The sequence below is a fragment of the Kribbella sp. NBC_01510 genome (genome assembly GCF_045040325.1).
In the GTDB taxonomy this organism is placed as follows: Bacteria; Actinomycetota; Actinomycetes; order Propionibacteriales; family Kribbellaceae; genus Kribbella.
Map to the genome: position 1 here is coordinate 2,675,460 of NZ_CP109418.1, position 18,482 is coordinate 2,693,941.

Annotated in this window: 21 protein-coding genes; 13 read left to right on the plus strand and 8 right to left on the minus strand. The window is 67.9% G+C overall.

From position 1 onward, the window contains the following. Positions 1 to 128 precede the first annotated feature (128 nt). From OG558_RS13365 to OG558_RS13375, 3 genes are all read right to left on the minus strand, one after another. Positions 129 to 443, minus strand: a complete 315-nt coding sequence (locus OG558_RS13365) for a hypothetical protein (RefSeq protein ID WP_405070525.1) — start codon at positions 441 to 443, stop codon at positions 129 to 131. Next, entirely contained in the window at positions 440 to 634 is a 195-nt protein-coding gene (locus OG558_RS13370) for a hypothetical protein (protein ID WP_328525240.1), read from the minus strand. Before OG558_RS13370 ends, OG558_RS13365 begins: the two co-directional genes overlap by 4 nt. A gap of 299 nt (positions 635 to 933) precedes the next feature. Beyond that, the gene (locus tag OG558_RS13375; protein WP_405070526.1) at positions 934 to 2,034 is read right to left on the minus strand and encodes an MFS transporter; all 1,101 of its coding nucleotides are present in this window, start codon (positions 2,032 to 2,034) and stop codon (positions 934 to 936) included. 167 nt (positions 2,035 to 2,201) lie between these two features. On the opposite strand from OG558_RS13375, the gene OG558_RS13380 reads away from it, so the two are divergent. The 3 genes from OG558_RS13380 to OG558_RS13390 are packed head-to-tail and all read left to right on the plus strand — an operon-like array spanning position 2,202 to position 4,210. After that, entirely contained in the window at positions 2,202 to 2,618 is a 417-nt protein-coding gene (locus OG558_RS13380; RefSeq protein ID WP_405070527.1) for a helix-turn-helix domain-containing protein, read from the plus strand. Between the two features lie 57 nt (positions 2,619 to 2,675). Continuing rightward, positions 2,676 to 3,188 (plus strand): SigE family RNA polymerase sigma factor, encoded by a 513-nt coding sequence (locus OG558_RS13385; protein WP_405070528.1) that lies wholly within the window; start codon positions 2,676 to 2,678, stop codon positions 3,186 to 3,188. A gap of 11 nt (positions 3,189 to 3,199) precedes the next feature. Next, a complete protein-coding gene (locus OG558_RS13390; RefSeq protein WP_405070529.1) occupies positions 3,200 to 4,210 on the plus strand; it encodes a hypothetical protein in 1,011 nt (336 codons plus the stop codon). 9 nt (positions 4,211 to 4,219) lie between these two features. Here OG558_RS13390 and OG558_RS13395 read toward each other — a convergent pair whose 3' ends face one another. Continuing rightward, positions 4,220 to 4,795, minus strand: a complete 576-nt coding sequence (locus OG558_RS13395; RefSeq protein WP_405070530.1) for a TetR/AcrR family transcriptional regulator — start codon at positions 4,793 to 4,795, stop codon at positions 4,220 to 4,222. 37 nt (positions 4,796 to 4,832) lie between these two features. On the opposite strand from OG558_RS13395, the gene OG558_RS13400 reads away from it, so the two are divergent. Beyond that, on the plus strand, positions 4,833 to 5,210 hold the full coding sequence (locus OG558_RS13400) for a nuclear transport factor 2 family protein (RefSeq protein WP_405070531.1): 378 nt from the start codon (positions 4,833 to 4,835) through the stop codon (positions 5,208 to 5,210). After that, the gene (locus OG558_RS13405) at positions 5,207 to 5,410 is read left to right on the plus strand and encodes a heavy-metal-associated domain-containing protein (RefSeq protein WP_405070532.1); all 204 of its coding nucleotides are present in this window, start codon (positions 5,207 to 5,209) and stop codon (positions 5,408 to 5,410) included. Before OG558_RS13400 ends, OG558_RS13405 begins: the two co-directional genes overlap by 4 nt. 7 nt (positions 5,411 to 5,417) lie before the next feature. On the opposite strand, the gene OG558_RS13410 is transcribed toward OG558_RS13405, so the two are convergent. Then, positions 5,418 to 6,023 carry a dihydrofolate reductase family protein gene (locus tag OG558_RS13410; protein WP_405070533.1) on the minus strand — a complete coding sequence of 202 codons (606 nt, stop codon included), beginning with the start codon at positions 6,021 to 6,023 and terminating at the stop codon, positions 5,418 to 5,420. Between the two features lie 43 nt (positions 6,024 to 6,066). Beyond that, positions 6,067 to 8,595, minus strand: coding sequence for a Tex family protein (locus tag OG558_RS13415; protein WP_405070534.1), 2,529 nt, complete (start codon positions 8,593 to 8,595; stop codon positions 6,067 to 6,069). A 550-nt stretch (positions 8,596 to 9,145) separates the two neighbouring features. On the opposite strand from OG558_RS13415, the gene OG558_RS13420 reads away from it, so the two are divergent. Both OG558_RS13420 and OG558_RS13425 read left to right on the plus strand, forming a co-directional pair. Beyond that, positions 9,146 to 9,544: a hypothetical protein gene (locus OG558_RS13420; protein WP_405070535.1), complete on the plus strand. Its 399-nt coding sequence runs from the start codon at positions 9,146 to 9,148 to the stop codon at positions 9,542 to 9,544. 83 nt (positions 9,545 to 9,627) lie between these two features. Next, complete coding sequence (locus OG558_RS13425; RefSeq protein ID WP_329483543.1) at positions 9,628 to 10,011, plus strand: hypothetical protein; 384 nt, start codon at positions 9,628 to 9,630, stop codon at positions 10,009 to 10,011. A 3-nt stretch (positions 10,012 to 10,014) separates the two neighbouring features. Here the strand turns inward: OG558_RS13425 and OG558_RS13430 are convergent, their stop codons facing one another. Together OG558_RS13430 and OG558_RS13435 are read right to left on the minus strand one after the other, a co-directional pair. Then, a complete protein-coding gene (locus OG558_RS13430) occupies positions 10,015 to 11,502 on the minus strand; it encodes a DHA2 family efflux MFS transporter permease subunit (RefSeq protein WP_405070536.1) in 1,488 nt (495 codons plus the stop codon). A 61-nt stretch (positions 11,503 to 11,563) separates the two neighbouring features. After that, complete coding sequence (locus OG558_RS13435) at positions 11,564 to 12,199, minus strand: DUF624 domain-containing protein (RefSeq protein WP_405070537.1); 636 nt, start codon at positions 12,197 to 12,199, stop codon at positions 11,564 to 11,566. Between the two features lie 77 nt (positions 12,200 to 12,276). On the opposite strand from OG558_RS13435, the gene OG558_RS13440 reads away from it, so the two are divergent. The 6 genes from OG558_RS13440 to OG558_RS13465 all read left to right on the plus strand — a co-directional run bounded on the left by OG558_RS13440 (position 12,277) and on the right by OG558_RS13465 (position 18,262). After that, entirely contained in the window at positions 12,277 to 13,356 is a 1,080-nt protein-coding gene (locus OG558_RS13440; RefSeq protein WP_405070538.1) for a substrate-binding domain-containing protein, read from the plus strand. A gap of 34 nt (positions 13,357 to 13,390) precedes the next feature. Further along, positions 13,391 to 13,807, plus strand: a complete 417-nt coding sequence (locus tag OG558_RS13445; RefSeq protein ID WP_405070539.1) for a hypothetical protein — start codon at positions 13,391 to 13,393, stop codon at positions 13,805 to 13,807. Continuing rightward, positions 13,804 to 14,943, plus strand: a complete 1,140-nt coding sequence (locus OG558_RS13450; RefSeq protein WP_405070540.1) for a hypothetical protein — start codon at positions 13,804 to 13,806, stop codon at positions 14,941 to 14,943. Before OG558_RS13445 ends, OG558_RS13450 begins: the two co-directional genes overlap by 4 nt. Before the next feature lie 214 nt (positions 14,944 to 15,157). Beyond that, positions 15,158 to 16,432, plus strand: a complete 1,275-nt coding sequence (locus OG558_RS13455; RefSeq protein ID WP_328525252.1) for an extracellular solute-binding protein — start codon at positions 15,158 to 15,160, stop codon at positions 16,430 to 16,432. Then, positions 16,429 to 17,367, plus strand: coding sequence for a carbohydrate ABC transporter permease (locus OG558_RS13460; protein WP_405070541.1), 939 nt, complete (start codon positions 16,429 to 16,431; stop codon positions 17,365 to 17,367). Before OG558_RS13455 ends, OG558_RS13460 begins: the two co-directional genes overlap by 4 nt. A gap of 16 nt (positions 17,368 to 17,383) precedes the next feature. After that, a complete protein-coding gene (locus tag OG558_RS13465; protein ID WP_405070542.1) occupies positions 17,384 to 18,262 on the plus strand; it encodes a carbohydrate ABC transporter permease in 879 nt (292 codons plus the stop codon). Positions 18,263 to 18,482 lie beyond the last annotated feature (220 nt).

Below are 18,482 nucleotides of genomic sequence, written 5' to 3' on the forward strand. Positions count from 1 at the left end.
CGGTAGCAGCCGGTGGGGCCTTGATAGTCCACTACCGCCCGGGCATCCCCGGTGCAGCTGTGGAGGTGGAGAGCGGAACCGACGCCGATGCAGGGGTCAAGACGTCAGCTCCGCTTGCCTGTGTGGAGTTATCTCGAGTCGACCGCCCAGACCTGCGCCTGGTGGAACTCGAGGTGTTGCTGCATCGCTGCCGGGGTGCCGACCGTGCCGAGGTGGTTCATCGTCGGTACGACGACCGCACGGACGTCGGACCGCTTCACTTCCTCGAGCAGTGCGTGGAAGGCGGCGGACTCGGCCGCGTCGCGCTCGGTGTACACGGTGCCGAGGGTGAAACCCTCCGCACTGGCGAACGCGACGAGCGAATCCGTCGCCGCGGCCAGCTCCTCCGCGCAGCTCAGCGCGTCGGCCCGTACATACCCGAGCAGCGTCGGCCGGGTGGTCATCGTCCCGGCTCCGCGGTGCTCTCCGCCAGCACCGGCTCGCTCGTCACCCGGAGGGAGGCGAACCGCCGCCGCATGGCTTCCTCGTACTGCGCTGCCTGGTCCGCCGTGGCGGTGTGGTCCGCAATCGGGTGAGCGCCGAACCAGACCCGCACCCGACGGTGCGCGGCAGGGATTTCGAGCGTCTCGGTCATCAGCGGTCCTTCAGCAGTGTCGGTCGGCGCCCCGGACGGCTTTGTCCGGTGCTGAGATAAAGAACACCTCACCGGCACGTCCCTCCGGAACACTTCCGAAGGGACCTTTACAGAGCCCTAACGCAGAGTAGGGAATCATTCGAATCCGCTGGTCAGCGCCCTCTCGGAGAGGCCCAGTAGACCGCGGAAAACCGCTGTCAAGAAGGTTTGCAGTAATTTACCAATAACGATTCGGCGACCGTGTCTTTTCGACCGCCGCAGAATATATGACGTCCTGCTAACCGTTTGCACCCGGTTGCTCACGCACCGGTAGAAATTCTGGTGAAAGCCGCCGGATGACCCGGTACGACGGCCAGCGTCAAAGGTGCCGCGAGTACGGCGAAGGCCGCCAGCAGGTTGAGGGTCAAGGGCAGGTCCAGCACGAGCGTCACGGCCGGGGCGGCGACGGCGCCGATCAGGAGGGCGAGGGAGTCGGCGGCGAAGAAGAGTGCGCCGACGCGTCCGAGCATGGCGGTCGGTGCGGTCCGTTGGATCGTGGTCTCCGCGGTGATCAGGAGGATGCTGCCGGGAAGGCCGATCAGGCCGGCGGCCACGACTGCCCACGGGATGCTCGGGGCGTTGAAGAGGGCGAAGAAGGCCGCGGCCGTCGCGAACTGGGTAACGGCGAGCAGTTCGCGAGTCCCCAGCCAGGTCGCGGCCCTCGTGCTCAGGGCGGCGCCGATCAGGTAGCCGGCGCCGAGGCCGGAGATCAGGTAGCCGACGACGTAGCCGGGTGCGTGCAGCCGGTCGACGGCGAAGGGGACGAGGAGTGCGGTGAGGCCGGCGTTCGCGGTGAGGAAGATCGTCTGGCCGACGAGGACTCCGCGGAGTGCGCGGTGCCGGACGACGTACCGGAATCCTTCGAGGGGTCGTGATGTCTCTCGGCCGGACGGGTGTCTGTGGGTCCGGACGGTCGCGATGATTGCCGCTGACAACAAATAGCTGGCGATGTCGACGGCCAGCACGAACTCGATACCCGGACCGGCCAGCAGCAGTGCGCCGAGCGGTGGTGCGGCGAGCCGGATCGTGCTGCTGGTCAAGGCGTTCAGGGCGTTCGCGGCCGCGAGCTCGTTGCCGGTGCCGACGACGGCGGGGAGTAGGGCGCGGGAGGCCGGCCGGAACACCATGGTGGCGATGTTCTCGGCGAGGATCGCCAGGTAGATCAACCAGATCCGGTCCGCGTCGGCGAACAGGATCAGTGCGACCGCGGCGGCGCTGACCAGATCAGCGATCCACATCGCCCGGCTCAGGTCCCAGCGATCCAGCAGTACGCCGGCCCACGGTCCGAGCAGCAGTGCCGGCAGCGCCTCAAGGGCGAGCGTGAGGCCGGTCGCGACCGTGGATCCGGTCAGCGCGAACACGTAGAACGGGGATCGCGACCACCAGCAGCCACGAGCCGATGCCGGAGATCCCGCCGCTGATCCACAGGCGGCGGAAGTCGCGGTTCCGGAGTGTCCTCACGGCCTGGGAAACTATCTTGACGAGATAGATCTTGGCAAGAGTGTTCTGTGAGAATAGGCTGACGGTCGTGGAATTGGGTGAGCGCCTCCGTGAGCGGCGCAAGGCAGCGGGGCGGACCATCGCGTCGGTCGCCGTCGACGCGGGACTGTCCGTGCCCTATATCGCCAACCTGGAGAACGGGCGCGGCAATCCGACCGTGGCCGCGCTCGACCGGCTCGCCACCGCCCTGGGGACCCGGCTCGAGGTCGGCATCGCCGACGAGCCACCTGACGCGTCCCAGGCGTCACAGGCCTCCGCCGACTTGTTGAGCGGCTCCGATCGATCCGGCCAGGTCATCAGGGTTTTGGCCGTGGCTCAGTCGCGTTCCCGATCCGCGGTCCGGGCCGATGTGATTCGAGCCGTCGACGGGCTCACCGCCGTACTCGATCGTCCGTTGTCGGATGCGGACCTGAACCGACTGCTCGATCTCTTGCTGCTGGCCTGATGCAACCCCGGACGACCCGCTGCCCGTAATGAGGGGGACAAGGGAGAGTGAGGGGCGGTGGTGGATCGGGATCGGGAGTACGTCGAGTTCGTCGCGGCGGCCAGTGGGTCGTTGCGGCGGACCGCGTTCCTGGTCTGCGGGGACTGGCATCGCGCCGACGACGTCGTTCAGGACGCGCTGTACAAGTTGTACCGGTCCTGGTCGAAGGTGGATCGCGGCGGGAACCCGCTCGCGTACGCCCGCCGCGTCGTCGTCACCGTGGCCCTGGACAGCGGTCGGCGCCCCTGGCGCCGGGAAGTGCCGACCGCTGACCTGCCCTCCGACCGGGTTCTGCCGGGCGATCATACCGACGAGCACGCCGAGCGGGACGAGGTCCTGACCGCGCTCGGCGCGCTCGCGCCGCGGCAGCGCGCCTGTGTGGTCCTGCGGTACTACGAGGACCTGTCCGTCGAGCAGACCGCCCAGATTCTGGGCTGCTCGGAGGGCACGGTGAAGAGCCAGGTGGCGCGTGGACTCGCAACTCTCCGGATCGCCATCGACCGGGCCCGGCAGACGGAGCGAGCCCTGTGAAGGAGAACGACATGGATGACATCGGCGCCGAACTCCGCCGCCTCGCAGGCGCGGATCCGCTGGACCCGATCGACGCGCCCGCACTCCTCGCCCGCGCTCACCGCGGCCGCCGCCGGCGCAGGCTGCTGTCGGCCGGCGGAGGCGTCGCCGGCGTTGCCGTGGTCGCGATCGCCGCGAGCCTGCTTCCGAACCTGAACACCGCCGACAGGCAACCTGCTGTGACCGGTACGAACGCACTCGCGACCAAGGCGGTGCAGCCCGACTTCACCCCGGTCCCGGGCATTCCGCGCGGCGAGGCGGGGGCCGCGGTGAAGCTCACCCTCGCCGAGGCGACGCGGCTGTGCACGCTGCGGTACCCACAGAACAAGCGCCCGCTCACACCCAACTTCTTCTGGTCGACGACCCATACAGTGCCGTACGCGCAGCAGCAGGGCGAGCGGTTCGCGCTGTGCACCATCCCCGGCGGAGATCAGCCGTCGAGGGCCCTCGCCGCAGCCGCTCAGCGCGACCCGATGCCGGCCGAGGCGTCAGCCCAGCTGAGGAACTGCTCGGTGATGTTCTGGACCGACCTGAGGAACTGGCGGGTGATGGCGTCGGACACAGCACCCGGGCGAGTGACCCACCTGATCGCGGTGTCTCCGTCGGGCCGCGAGTACGTCGACTGCGCGCTGGTCCCGAAGCCGGACGGCACCGCGACTCCGGCCGGATCCGGGCCAGGCATCTATGCCGTTGACGCCGGTGGTCGGCTGAAGTTCGACGACCACTTCGCGCAGTGGTACGTCGGCTACAGCCAGGGCTGCACCGGGTGCGAGACGAAGTACTACGACGGGACCGGGCGGACCGACTCGAACATCGCGCGGATCCGGATCGCGCCGGTCGGCAGCCGCAACGTGCACGACATCACGCTCCACGACGGCTGGTTCGCATTGTCCTGGTTCGACCCCGACTCGCACGGCACCGGCAAGTTCAAACTGACCGCCTACGACAAGAACGGCAACGTCCTGAAGGTCGTCCACAGCTGAGTGGTTCGCCTATCCCGGAGTGAGCAGTCGCAGGACGGTCGTGCGGAGTGCGGTGGCGGCCTTCTTGGCCGGCAGGCGATCGGAAGCGACCGCCTCGCCGGCCGCGTGGCCCAGCGCGATCAGCGCGTCGACCAGCCAGGCGACCGGGAGGTCGCGGGTGATCTCGCCGGCGCGCTGACCTCGGCGGATCAGCCGTTCGAACCGCTCGACCACAGGGTCGTGCCGCTCGTCCGGTCCGGCGGTTTGCGGCAGATGCAGGAGCAGGGGATGCTGCTCGAAGCTTCGCCAGCCCAGGTCGATCAACTGCAGGAGTGTGTCGAGCGCGGGGCCGTGATCGAGGTCGAGGGTGTCGATCGCCTGCGTGGTCTCGCGGGTGAGTTCGTCGACGACGGCGTTCATCAGCACGTCGCGGGACGGGAAGTGCGCGTACACCGTCTGTCGCGTGACCCCCGCTGTCTCGGCGATCCGCTCCACGCTCGCGTCGATCCGCTCGTCCAGCAGTGTGATCGCCGCGGTCAGGATCGCGACCCGGCTCCGATCCGCGTCCGCCCGACGTCTCCGTCGTACCGGCTCATTCTTTGACACCTTGTCAAGATTAGCCGATCCACCTATCTTTGACGGTATGTCAGAGTTAACTGCACGGGAGTTCGTCGCGGACTTCTTCGGCTCGTTCACCCGGGAGGTCGTGGCCGGCGGCGATGCGGCGGAGGTCGTGGACCGGTACTACACGCCCGACGTCGAGCAGATCGCCGATGGCGTCACGCTGGATCGGCGGCGGCTGATCGACCACCTGCGGCCGATCCGGAAGAACCTGGTGGCCTGCTCGTACGACGTCCACGAGGCGATGCGCACCGGCGATCGGCTGGCGGCGCGGTTCACCATCCACGCGGAGATGCGCCGGGGCCGGACGATCTCGACCGAGGTGTACCTGTTCGGCGAACTCGCGCCCGACGGCCGGATCCGTCGTACCACGCAGGCGACGCGGGATGTGAGCGTGTGACGACGACTGTCCGGGTGGCGGGGATGAGCTGTGGGCATTGCGTGCGGTTCGTGATCGATGAGCTCGAGGCCGTGCCGGGGGTCGAGTCCGTGGCCGTGGATCTGGCCACGTCGATGGTCACAGTGGTGAGCGACCGCGAGCTCGAGCCGGCCGCGATCCGTACGGCGATCGAAGCGGCCGGCTACGAGGTCGCCGACTGATCAGCTGTCACCGGTAGGTCAGCAGCACGACGCCGCCGGCGAACGCGCGGCTAGTGGTGAGTCGCAGCTTGTGGGGTGTGCCGTCGACGAATAACCGCCGCCCGCTGCCGACCACCGTCGGATAGACGAACAGCCGGTACTCATCCACCAGGTCGGCCGCGATCAGTTGGTGAGTCAGTTGGATGCTTCCGGTGCACACGATGTCGCGGCCGTCAGCCTCCTTCAGTTTGCGTACGTCGTCCAGTCCGCGGAGCACTGTGGTCGGCTCCCAGCCCGGCTCCTGCAGCGTCGTGCTCACGACGTACTTGTGGACCTGGTTGAGGTACGCGGTGATGCCGGTGGTGTCGTCCGTCTGCTTCGGCCAGAAATCGCGCATGTCCTCGAACGTGTGGCGTCCGGTCAGGAACGCGTCCGCCCGGGCTGACTGCTCGCGCACCGCCTCGAGCACATCCGGCCCGCCGTCGGCCGGGCCGAACCAGTCACCCGCCCCGATCACGCCGTCGACAGTGATGTTCTGGGTGACGATCAGATCGCGCATCAGGTTGTCCTCCTCGGTGGCTTCACCGGGGTACGTCGGAGTCGTCCGCGTCGTCTCGACATCGGAAGCGCACACGCCCGCCCCTAGGTGCTTGGGGCGGGCGTGTTGCGTAGCCGGGTCAGCGTACGGTGAAGCCTGCCTTGCGGAAGGCGTCGGCGAGAGACGTTTCGTCCATCGGGGTTTCGGTCTGGGAGCCACCACGACCTTGGCCGCCGCCAGGTCCACGGTTCCCACCGCGGCCACCCTGACCGCCCTGACCGCCCTGACCGCCCTGACCACCTTGACCACCTTGGCCGCCGCCGGGACCGCGGCCTTGACCGCCGGGACCACGACCTTGACCGCCGGGACCACGACCTTGACCGCCGGGACCACGGCCCTGACCGCCGGGACCACGGCCTTGGCCACCCGCACCGCGACCGCCCTGGCCGCCGGCACCACGGTTGCCCTGGCCGCCCGGCGTACGGGCGCCGCCGCCGACCTCGTCGTCGAGGCGCAGGGTGAGGGAGATGCGCTTGCGCGGGATGTCGACCTCGAGCACCTTCACGGTGACGATGTCGCCGGGCTTGACCACCTCGCGCGGGTCCTTGACGAAGTTCTTCGACAGCGCGGACACGTGCGCGAGCCCGTCCTGGTGGACGCCGATGTCGATGAAGGCGCCGAACGCGGCCACGTTGGTGACCTGACCCTCCAGCCGCATCCCCGGCTTCAGGTCGGCGATCTTGTCGACGCCCTCGGCGAACACCGCCGTCTTGAACGCCGGCCGCGGGTCCCGCCCGGGCTTCTCGAGCTCGGCGAGGATGTCCGTCACCGTCGGCAGACCGAACAAGTCGTCGACGAAGTCCGCCGCCTTCAGCCGCTTCAGCTCGGCCGACCCGATCAGCGCCTTCACGTCCTGACCGGTCGCGTCGAGGATCCGCCGTACGACGGGGTAGGCCTCGGGGTGCACGCTGGACGCGTCGAGCGGGTCGTCGCCCTCGGGGATCCGGAGGAATCCGGCCGCCTGCTCGAACGCCTTCGGGCCCAGCCGCGCGACGTCCTTCAACGAAGTGCGGGACGTGAACGGACCGTTCTGATCGCGGTGCAGGACGATGTTGTCGGCCAGGCCCGGAGTGATCCCGGAGACCCGGGTGAGCAGCGGCGCGGACGCGGTGTTGAGGTCGACGCCGACCGCGTTCACACAGTCCTCGACCACCGCGTCGAGGGAGCGGGACAGTGAGTTCTCCGGGAGGTCGTGCTGGTACTGCCCGACGCCGATCGACTTCGGGTCGATCTTGACCAGTTCGGCCAGCGGGTCCTGCAGCCGGCGCGCGATCGAGACCGCGCCGCGCAGCGACACGTCCATCCCGGGCAGCTCCTGGGAGGCGAACGCGGACGCCGAGTACACCGACGCGCCGGCCTCCGACACGACCGCCTTGGTGAGCTTCAGCTCCGGGTGCTTGGCGATCAGCTCCGCGGCCAGCTTGTCGGTCTCGCGCGACGCCGTACCGTTGCCGATGGCAATCAGCTCGACGTTGTGCGCGGCGGCCAGCGCGGCCAGGGTGGCGATCGACTTGTCCCACTGGTTCTGCGGGAGGTGTGGGTAGATGACGCCGGTGTTGACCACCTTGCCGGTCGAGTCCACCACGGCGACCTTCACACCGGTCCGGAAGCCCGGGTCGAGGCCCATGGTCGCGCGGGTGCCGGCCGGGGCGGCCAGCAGCAGGTCGCGCAGGTTGGCCGCGAACACCCGGATCGCCTCGTCCTCGGCGACCTGACGCAGCCGCATCCGCAGGTCGATGCCGAGGTGCACCAGGATCTTCGTCCGCCAGGCCCAGCGGACCGTCTCGACCAGCCACTTGTCGGCGCGACGGCCCTGGTTCTCCACGCCGACCTTGCGGGCGATGGTCGACTCGTACTCCGTCGGTCCGTCGGCCTCGACCCCGGCCGGGAGCGGCTCGACCGTCAGCGTCAGTACGTCCTCCTTCTCGCCGCGGAACATGGCGAGAATCCGGTGCGACGGCATCTTGGTGAACGGCTCGTCGAAGTCGAAGTAGTCCGAGAACTTCGCGCCGTCGGTCTCCTTCCCCTCCCGCACCGCCGACGCCAGCCGGCCCTGCGTCCACAGCCGCTCGCGCAACTCACCGATCAGGTCGGCGTCCTCGGCGAACCGCTCGACCAGGATCGCCCGCGCGCCGTCCAGCGCGGCCTGTGGGTCCGGGACCTCCGCGTTGACGAACACCGCGGCGGCCGCGATCGGCTCCACGTCCGGGTCGGCCATCAACCCGTCGGCGAGTGGCTCCAGGCCGTTCTCCCGGGCGATCATCGCCTTGGTCCGGCGTTTGGGCTTGAACGGAAGGTAGATGTCCTCCAGCCGCGATTTGGTGTCCGCGGCGACGATCGAGGCCTTCAGCGCGTCGTCGAGCTTGCCCTGACTCTCGATCGACTCGAGCACCGTCTGGCGGCGTTCCTCCAGCTCGCGCAGGTAGCGCAGGCGTTCCTCGAGCGTACGCAGTTGCGCGTCGTCGAGCATCCCGGTGACCTCTTTGCGGTACCGCGCGATGAACGGGACTGTCGATCCCTCGTCCAGCAGCGCGACCGCTGCCCGCACCTGATTCTCACCGACCTCCAGCTCCTCGGCGATCCGCTGCTCGACCGACTGCACCACCACTGTCCGATTCCCCTCTACCGACAACAAACCCACGGCACCAGCGCCCGCGTGAGCCATATCCTTCCCCATCCCACCCCCCACCCCGAAACCCCATCCCCTCCACCTGTGGACAACCCCGCCCTCACGCCTCACAACCCGAGGGCACGGGACCGGACAGTCGGAGCACACGCAACGCCGATCAGTGACGTGGGCAGCTCGACAGGAGGTATCCGGCAATCGAGCCGGATTCGCGGTGTCCTCAGGTGGGCGGTGGACGGCAGTGGGCGTATACGTCCTGTCGAGCTGCGCTTTATTTCGGTGCGCGCCGATCCCGCCGCCAGCGGTGACCCGTGGCACAGGGAGGACTGGCTGGCTTGGGGAAGCGCTGCGCGCCCGAAACGAGAGGTAGAACTCCTCAAGCCTGCCGACGCCGACCGAGGGCGGTGCGGGGCACGCCTCCGGACCGGGCCGCGCACCCATGGAAATGATCATCTGGTCCGTGGGATGCGGTATGGCGGACTCGCACGCCGGAGCCCGCCACATGCGACCATCTCCTCGGGGAGGGGATCACATGGGGCAGATCGACCGGTTCGTCGAGCGCACACTCGTACCGCCGCGCGGCCTGATGCGGGGGTGGAGCTTGGTGATGGTGGCGGCGCTCGTCGTCCGCGCGGTGCTCCACCATCGGTTCGAGAATGTGCTGGCGGCCGTCCTCTTCACCATGGTGCTACTTCCGGCGGCGATCGCGCCCGCTGTGGTCGACCGCATCGGCCGTTGGGAGCGGGCCCATCCGGTGCTGGATTGCTTCGTCGCGCTCGCGGTGATCGGGAGCAGTGGCTTCCTTCTCCTGAGGTACTTCCTGGACCGCAGGCTCAGCGCGGCGGTTGCTCTTCCGGTCGCGGCCGGGCTGGCTGTGGTTGGTGTCGTCTGGAGACGGAGCACGCCACGACCATCGTCGGATCAGACATGACCGTCTTGGCGCGGGTGGCTTCGGTGCTCAAACACCGGCACGAGACGTTCGCGAGTTGGAGTCTGAGAAGACCCGGTCGGACGGTGCGGCTGTTCGCGCTGTCGATTCTGCTCGTCTGCCTCTACGCGTTACCGGAGGCAGCGGGTTGGCACGACTACCTCTGGGCGACGTGGTCGTTGCTGCTCACGGGCTTTGTTGCCATCGCGCCCAGAGGCTTCTACGACGGGCGGTTCGAGCGGTGGACCCGTGAGCACGAAGGGTTGGCATCAGTTCTGACTGCGGGCTTCGTCGTCTTCCTGGGTCTTCTGTTCCTGTCCGATCTCTTCGCAGTACGCACGAGCCTGCTCATAGCCGCACCGCTAGGTCTTGTGCTGGGTGTATCGAGCCGGCTGAGCGGTCGTCGGCGGCATCGAAACGTCGACGAGGGTTCGGCGTCCGACGTGGACGGCGAACCCTCGTCTCGTTAGGTGTCAGGCTGCGTCGAGGGCGAGGTTCTCTTCCGTGTCAGCCTCGGTCGCCTGCTGCTTGGTGGGGCGCATCACCGTGATGGCGATGGCTACCGCGGCGGCGACGATGAGGGCGGCTACGGCGAAGGAGAGGTGGTAGCCGTCGGTCAGGGCCTCCAGGGCGGGCTTGGTGTCGGCGACCGCGGCGGTGCGGGTGGCGGACAGCGTTGCCAGGATGGCCAGGCCGAGGGCGGCGCCGACCTCGCCCATGGTGCCGATCAGGCCGGAGGCCAGGCCCGCGTCCTCGGGCTTGACGTCGGCCATCGACAGGCCCATCAGCGCCGGGAAGCAGATGCCGCCGCCGAGACCCAGCAGGACCAGCACCGGGAGCACGTGGACGAAGTAGTTGCCACCAACCGGAGCCTGCGTGAACAGCGCCAATCCGACCACGATCAGCGACAGTCCGGCGATCAGCGGGCGGCGCGGACCGAACCGCATCACCAGCTTCTCGGAATACCTCACCGACAGCAGTCCCATCACCACAGTGGTCGGCAGGAACGCCAGTCCGATCTCGAGAGCGTCGTACCCGAGCACTCGCTGCAGGTACAGCGAACCGAGGAAGAAGATGCCGAACATGCCGGACGCGGACAGCGCCTGGATCAGGTTCGCACCGGTCAGCGTCCGGGAACGGAAGATCCGCAGCGGGACCAGCGGGTTGGCGGCGGTCGCCTCACGGACGATGAAGCCCGCCAGGAGAACCAGCGTTACTACACCGAACACCACAGTCCGCGGGGCGGTCCAACCGAGCTCGGCGGCCGGCTTGACGATGGTGAACACGCCGACCATCAGCGCGGCGGTGATCAGCACCGCACCCGGTACGTCGGTGCCGCGGCCGAGCCCGAGACCCTTGTCCTTCTCGATCAGCCTGACGGCCAGGACGGTGGTCAGCACGCCGATCGGCAGGTTGACGAAGAAGATCCAGTGCCAGCTGATCGCCTGAGTCAGAACACCACCGGCGAGCAGACCGATTGAGCCGCCGGCCGACGCCACGAAGGCGTACATACCGATCGCCTTGGCCTGCTCCCGCGGCTCCGGGAACAGTGTCACGATCATGCCGAGGATCACCGCGGAGGTCAGCGCACCGCCGACGCCCTGGATGAACCGGGCGATCACGAGCACCTCCTGGGACCCGGCCAGCCCGCACAGCACCGAGGCGGCGGTGAAGACGATCAGTCCGGCAACGAAGATGTTCCGCCGGCCGAGCAGGTCGCCGAGGCGACCGGCCAGCAGGAGCAGGCCGCCGAACGCGATCAGGTAGGCGTTCACCACCCAGGCCAGCGAGGAGCTGGTGAAGCCGAGATCGTCCTGGATGGCCGGCAGGGCCACGTTCACCACGGTGACGTCGAGCACGATCATCAACATGCCCGCGCACAGTGTGTAAAGGGCCAGCCAGCGCGAGCGGCCGCCCTGCGCGGCCGGCGGAGTCGCCAGGGAGTCGGTCGTCGCGTACATGTCTATGTCTCCTTGAAGTCCGTCGTTTGGGCCTTACACCCTTACGTCGAACTCGGAGCCCTCAGATTGACACGTCCTCAGAACTTTTTTCCCGACGCACCCGCGACAGCCAGTACGCCGTCAATGCCGGCACCAGCCCGGATCCGACCACCAGCAGCGTCGGGACCTGGGACGCGAGCGCGAACCAGGTGAGCAGTACGACGACCCCGCCGGCGACCGGGATCGGGCGGCGGAGCAGGAACAGGTTCGCCGACCGGAAGACCGTTTTCATGGTCGCTGTCTCCGGCGCGTCCGGGAGGACGGCGAGGCCGCTCAGGTAGAGGCCGAGGATCATCCCGGTCAGCGGGATCAGGATCGCGAGCGCGAAGACCCGCGCCGCACCACCGGAGTACGCCCAGAACGAGATCCCGAACGCGAGCATCACGCCGCCGGCGTACAGCCCGAAACCGGTCAGCCAGAACCGGCGCATCGCCCAGCCGAACTCCTTGAAGTACCGCCGCAGCAACTGCGGCCGGTCCTGGCTGATCGCGTCCGGCAGCACCCGCTGCAGCGCGAACGCCGCCGGGAACAGCGTGATGATCCCGAAGCCGAGCACCAGGAAGACGAGCTGCAGCATCAGCAGGTCGCCGATCGTCGACAGCTTCGCCATCACGGTGTTCGTTCGGCCGACGCTGCCATCACGTGGGGGAACAGCCACCGATTGCCTCCTCGTTCCGCGTGGGCGCTGGTTGATCGTATGATCACAAACAATCACCCGAGATCACAGGGGACCGCATGCTTGCACCGGAGCGCCACGAGCTGATCCTGCGGAGCCTGCGCCGGCACGGCCGGCTCCGGGTGGCCGAACTGGTCGCCGAGCTCGGCGTCTCCGCGATCACAGTACGCCGGGACCTGGCTGAACTGGACGCGAGCGGCCTGCTCCGGCGGGTGCACGGCGGCGCGATCGGGGCCGGCCCCGCCGACCAGCAGGCGCAGGGCAGCCGGCTCACGATCGGGATCGTCGTACCGAGTGCGGCGACGTACTACTCCGACGTGATCCGCGGCGCCGAGGCGACGGCCGGCCGGTACGGCGCCCGCCTGGTGCTCGGGGTGTCCGGGTACGACGTGGTGATGGAGCGGGAGCGGATCGACAAGGTGCTCGGCATCGGCGTGGCCGGGCTGCTGATCAGCACCGCGCTCGGCGACGGGGACGCGGACAAGCTCGACGCCCGGCTGGACGAGATCGACGTACCGGTGGTGCTGATGGAGCGGGCGTTCGGGTTCCCGCAGGTGGCGCGCGAGTACGACCACGTCCGCACCGATCACGCGTACGGCGCGATGCTGGCGCTGCGGCACTTCGCGGCGCTCGGGCACCGCCGGATCGCGATCAACCTGCAGGCGACGGTGACGGCGTACTGGCTGCGGCGCGGGATCGAGACGGCCGCGGCGGCGCTCGGGGTCGAGGTGTTCCTGTCGCCGGTGGATCTGCCGGCTGCCGGTGACGATCCCTCGGCGCTCGCGCAGCTGGACGCGTTCCTGGCCGAGTGTGAGGCGTTCGGGAGCCGCGCGGTGCTCGTGCACTCCGACGAGCACGGCGCCCGCCTGGTCGAGCGCGCGATGGAGCGCGGTCTGCGCGTTCCGGACGACCTCGCCGTGATCGCCTACAACGACGTGACCGCCGCCCTGGCCGTCGTACCGCTGACGGCGGTCTGCCCGCCCAAGTACGCCCTCGGCGAGACGGCCTGCGAGCTCCTGCTGCGCAAACTCCAGTCCACACCCGGACCCGTCCAGCACCTCAGCCTCCTGCCCCACCTCAACATCCGAACCTCCTGCGGCGCGCTCGAACCAGCCGCCGTTGGCCGCTCGGCCAGGTAAATTCGAAGGTCGCTACCAGGACGAAGGGCAGGACATGGACTACGACCAGTTCCGGACCGAGTACGACCCGGTCTTCGACGTCCTCGACGCCGAAACACTCCCGGACTGGCTACCGGCCGCGGTCATCCGCCTGAAAGACCTCGCCGCCACCATCGAAGACCCCGCCGACCGCCGCTCCGCGGAGAACGACATCGCCGACATCGAGGGCATCCTGTCCGAAGCCGCCGACGGCCCCCCGATCTCCCCGGCGATGATGGAAGCCATCCGGATCCACTCCGCTGCCGGCGTCGGCGACGGCACTCCAGCCGAACGCATCGCCCGCGCCGAGGCCGGCATGGCCGAGATCAACCGCATCGCCGAGAGCGTCCCGCGCACCGAGCAGGCGCCGATCCTCGAGCTGAACGAATCCTTGTACATGCTGATTCTGGCCCTGGAACCCGACAGCAGGTGAAAGTCACCAGCTACCAGGAGCTGATGGCGGAGCAGGCCAGGTCCGCCGTCCGGGTTTCTGGTGCGCACCACTCGTCCTGGAACGGTCGGCAGGTCGCCGCCGCACCCGAACGCAAGGTTCGCGGAGCGGTGACGTGGGACAACACGGTCGAGTACAACGACGAGAAGGTGAACGCTCCGATCAAGGAGATGTTCGCCAACGCTCGCGTCCACAACCAGGACGCCGAGACGCTGCAGTGGTACCGCGAGGCGGTCAAGACGGTGTTCCACGAGAACACCCACCTCCTCGCGGCCGAGGGGAGCGACCACAAGGACGCCATGCAGGCGTTCAAGGACCCCAGCGTGCGTGCGCTGGAGGAGGGCGTCACCGAGGTCCACAGCTACGACAACCTGAACCGCTACATCGACGACCTCGGGCTCGAGGAGGTCGCGCCCGGGATCAGCTCGGCGGACGCGGACCCGTCGTACCGTCAGTTCACCCCGGCCGCGCGGAGATTCACCGAGGCGATCGGACGCGACACCGGTCTGGGCTCCGAGGAGGCCGTCCGCAGGCTTGCCGTCGTCAACGCCGAGCAGAAGTTCCGGGTTGCAGCCGAACTTCTGTACGACAACAGCGAGCTCCCGGGAATGGTGCCGGACCAGGAGCGGGACGCGTCCGTCCGGCGGATCGAGGCGGCGATGAAGCCGGCGTTCGCCGGGGTCGACGATCTCAGCAAGCTGGACGGGGATCAGCTTCGCCGGAAGTCCGCCAAGGCGGGCGCGGCCGCCGCCCGCGCAGGCCAGGACGAGATCCGGACCCTCAAGCAGCAGTGGAACATGCCGGCCCCTGAGCAGCAGGTGCAGCGGGCGGCCGGGGTGGAGCAGAATCGCGGGAGTCGGCAGGGGCCTGCTCAAGGGCAGGCTCAGGATCGAGGTGCTCAGGGTCGAGGGCCGGCCAGTGGGCCTCAGGAGCCGATGCGAGCCAGCGGGCCTCGGGGGCCGGCGTTGCCGCCTGATCTGGCGGCTGCGGCGCGGGCTGGCTTGGGCGGGTCGCAGCCGTTGCGGTCGGCGACCCGCTTGCCCGCCGCTCAGCAAGGCTCCCGTCGCACGACCACGACTGCGGGGCAAGAGCGCCAGGATCCGGGCCGCCAGACCTGATCTGTTCCTGCTGGTGAGCGCACTCCCAGCAGACCGCTGACGCGCCCTCTGGACGGAACTTTGATCGATCTAGTTCCGGGAGTGATCGGATTTGATCATTCGAGCTCTGAGGCCTTGACGAGGAAAGCCCTTTCCCATACTTTCGCTGCACTTGGGTGGTGGTCCGGTCCGCCGGACCCGGCCGAAACAGGTTCGGCAGCGAAGGAGTTCCCCTGTGAGACGTGGTGTGGGACTGACCTTGCTGGCCGCAGCGCTCAGCGTTGTGGTCAGCAGTTGTGGCAACGGGGTGATCGACAAGAGTACGGACGGGGTTCCGCCGGCCGAGGCCACCGGGACGCTGCGCGTGCTGCTCCCGTCCTTCCCGCCCAGTACCAAGGGCCGGGAGGAGTTCCAGAAGGTCGTCGACGATTTCCACCGGACCTATCCGAAGATGAAGGTCGAGCCGGACTTCGCGACGTACAAGAATCTGAACGAGAAGCTGTCCACCTCGATCGCGGCCGGCATCCCGTACGACGTGATGGTCACCGGCGTCGGCTGGGTCCAGCCGTTCGCGTCGAAGCGGATCTTCGAGGATCTCGGCAAGTACGGCGTGACCCCAGACGTGATCAAGCAGAAGAGCCTCGGGGCGCTGATCCCGGCGGCGACGTACGACAACAAGCTGTACGCCTTTCCGTTGATCGCCGACACCCGCGCGGTCGCGTTGCGCAAGAGTGCGTTCCGTGAAGCGGGCCTGGACCCGGACAAGCCGCCGACCTCGCTGGCCGACATCAAGACCGCGGCCGAGAAGCTGACCAAGCGGGACAAGAACGGGAACATCACCCGCAGCGGCTTCGACCTCGCGTCGGCCACCGGCTTCCGGCAGTCGTTCACCACCTTCCTGGCCTCGACCGGTACGCCGCTCTACGTGGGCGGCGAACCGAACTTCAACAACAAGGCGGGCCTGGACACCTTGTTGTGGATCAAGTCGATGATCAACAACGTCCAGCCGTACGGCCAGGCGAACGCCGCCCAGCAACCCCTCGTGCTCACCGGTGAGGCCGCGATGGGGATCGTCAACGGCGGCGTCGACTGCTCGGACAAGGGCATCGGCCAGAAGAACTGCGACGACCTGAAGTTCTTCCGCTTCAACAGCGGCAAGGAGATCGAGTACGTCGGTGGCGACCTGGCGTCGATCGGGTCACGCGCGCGGCACAAGGACGCGGCCTGGACCTTCATCCAGACCCTGACCAAGAAGGACACGCTGGACGCGATCGCCAAGCTGAACAAGAAGATCCCGGCCTACCCGGACGCGAGCAACTCGCCGCAGGCGAAATCGAACCCGTTGAGCCAGTTCGTCGCCGACGGCCTGCAGTACGCCGTCAACGAGAACGAGGTGCCGTCCAACTGGCTCGAGATGCGCGGCAACTTCGACATCCAGCTCACCCAGGCGGTCCTCGGACAGAAGGATCCCGCCAAGGCGCTGGCCGACCTGGCAGGACAGTCCCGATGAGCACAACACTTGAACGTCCAGCACTGGACACCCCGCGCAAGGTAGCTCCGGCCAAGGACAGCGGCACGCTGCTCCGCAGTCAGGTCCGGACCGGCTGGGCCCTGCTGACCCCGGCCCTGCTCCACTCCGGCATCTTCATCGTCATCCCGGTCGTCGCCGTACTGGTGCTGAGTCTGACCGACTACAGCTTCGGTGACACCTGGTCCTGGGTCGGTTTCGGCAACTACTCCGAGCTGTTCCGCGACGTCGACTTCCAGGCGTCGCTGTGGCACACGGTCCTGTACGCGATCGTGGTGATCCCGATCTCGATGGCGATCTCGCTCGCGGTGGCGATCGGGCTGAACCAGAGGATCAAGGGACTCGGGTTCTTCCGGACCGCGTTCTACATCCCGACCGTGACCGCGACGGTCGCGGTGGCCACGATCTGGCTGTGGATCTACAACCCCGGCTCCGGGCTGGCGAACGGGTTCCTCAGTTTGTTCGGGTTCGCGCCGAACCGCTGGCTGGCCGACCCGGCGACCGCGCTGCCGTCACTGATGGTGGTCGGCATCTGGCAGGGCCTCGGGACCAAGGTGATCATCTACCTGGCCGCGCTGCAGGGCGTCTCCCGCGACCTGCTCGAGTCGGCCGAGCTGGACGGCGCCAACCGCTGGCAGAAGTTCGCCAACGTGACCTGGCCGGCGATCGGTCCGGTGCAGTTCTTCGTGCTGATCACCTCGATCGTCGGCACGTTCCAGGTGTTCGACCTGGTCTACGTGATGACGCAGGGCGGTCCGGGTTCGGAGACCCGGGTGTTGGTGATGGACATCTATCAGAACGCGTTCCAGGACCTGAAACTCGGCTACGCGTCCGCCGAGACCGTGATCATGATGCTCGTGATCGCGGCCTTCATCAGCGTCGGGCGCCTGATCCAGAGGGCGGATGCCAATGACTAGCGTTACGTTGCCGGCGGTGGATTCCCGCAAGCCGTCGGCGTTCCGGCCCGGCCGGATCCTGCTGTACGTCGTGCTGCTGGTCGGCGCGATCCTGATGATCACGCCATTCGTCTGGATGCTGCTGACCGCGTTCAAGAACAATCTGGAGATCGCCACGTTCAGCTGGCTGCCCAAAGAGCTGCGCTGGCGCAACTTCACCGAGGCGATGCAGACCGCGTCGTTCCTGCGGTACTTCCGCAACAGCCTGTTCATCGCGGTCGGCGAGACCGCGTTCACCCTCGCGGTCTGTACGACGGCCGGCTACGCGCTGGCGAAGCTGCCGTTGCGCGGGGGCAAGATGTTGCTGAACTACTTCATCCTGCTGTTGCTGGTGCCGTTCCAGATCATCCTGGTGCCGCTGTTCATGATCGTGAAGTCGATCCCGCTGTTCGGCGGCAACAACATCCTCGGCCACGGCGGTATCGGCTGGCTGAACTCGTGGTGGGGTCTGATCATCCCGCTCGGGGCGGCGCCGCTGTTCACCTTCCTGGCCCGGCAGTTCTACGTCTCCCTGCCGGACGAGCTGGCCCAGGCGGCCCGGGTGGACGGGCTCAGTGAGTTCGGCATCTTCTGGCGGATCATGACCCCGCTGATCAAGCCGGCGCTGATCACCATCTGCGTGTTCCAGATCGAGGCGGCCTGGAACGGCTTCCTCTGGCCGCTGATGATCACCACGTCGGACACGATGCGCCCGCTGCAACTGGGGCTGGCGATCTTCTCGCAGAACCCGGCCGAGATCCAGTGGCCGTATCTGATGGCGGGTACGGCGCTCGCGACGCTGCCGATGATCGTGTTGTTCGTGTTCGCCCAGAAGCGGTTCGTCGAGGGAATGGCGAACGTGGGCATCAAGGGCTGAAGCCTCGAACAGGTGCTCACCCCGCCCCGGGCGAGCACCTGCGAGGCCCCCCTCCACATGCGGTGGTCCCGAAGAAACACCGGAGCGTCCCGCTAGGCCCCCCTGCCGGGTCGCTCACCCGTTTATCGTCCCTGTGTGGCCGCCGTTACAGCATTCGTGAGGTTTTTTCGCGCCTTCCCGAAATGATTTCTCCAACACCTTGCCAAATTCCCCCATCCCA

Bases quoted from the DNA above. Each gene is read 5' to 3' on its own strand.
- OG558_RS13365 (WP_405070525.1), bottom strand. From the start codon at position 443: ATGACCACCCGGCCGACGCTGCTCGGGTATGTACGGGCCGACGCGCTG.
- OG558_RS13370 (WP_328525240.1), bottom strand. From the start codon at position 634: ATGACCGAGACGCTCGAAATCCCTGCCGCGCACCGTCGGGTGCGGGTC.
- OG558_RS13390 (WP_405070529.1), top strand. From the start codon at position 3,200: ATGGATGACATCGGCGCCGAACTCCGCCGCCTCGCAGGCGCGGATCCG.
- OG558_RS13400 (WP_405070531.1), top strand. From the start codon at position 4,833: ATGTCAGAGTTAACTGCACGGGAGTTCGTCGCGGACTTCTTCGGCTCG.
- OG558_RS13420 (WP_405070535.1), top strand. From the start codon at position 9,146: ATGGGGCAGATCGACCGGTTCGTCGAGCGCACACTCGTACCGCCGCGC.
- OG558_RS13430 (WP_405070536.1), bottom strand. From the start codon at position 11,502: ATGTACGCGACGACCGACTCCCTGGCGACTCCGCCGGCCGCGCAGGGC.
- OG558_RS13440 (WP_405070538.1), top strand. From the start codon at position 12,277: ATGCTTGCACCGGAGCGCCACGAGCTGATCCTGCGGAGCCTGCGCCGG.
- OG558_RS13445 (WP_405070539.1), top strand. From the start codon at position 13,391: ATGGACTACGACCAGTTCCGGACCGAGTACGACCCGGTCTTCGACGTC.
- OG558_RS13460 (WP_405070541.1), top strand. From the start codon at position 16,429: ATGAGCACAACACTTGAACGTCCAGCACTGGACACCCCGCGCAAGGTA.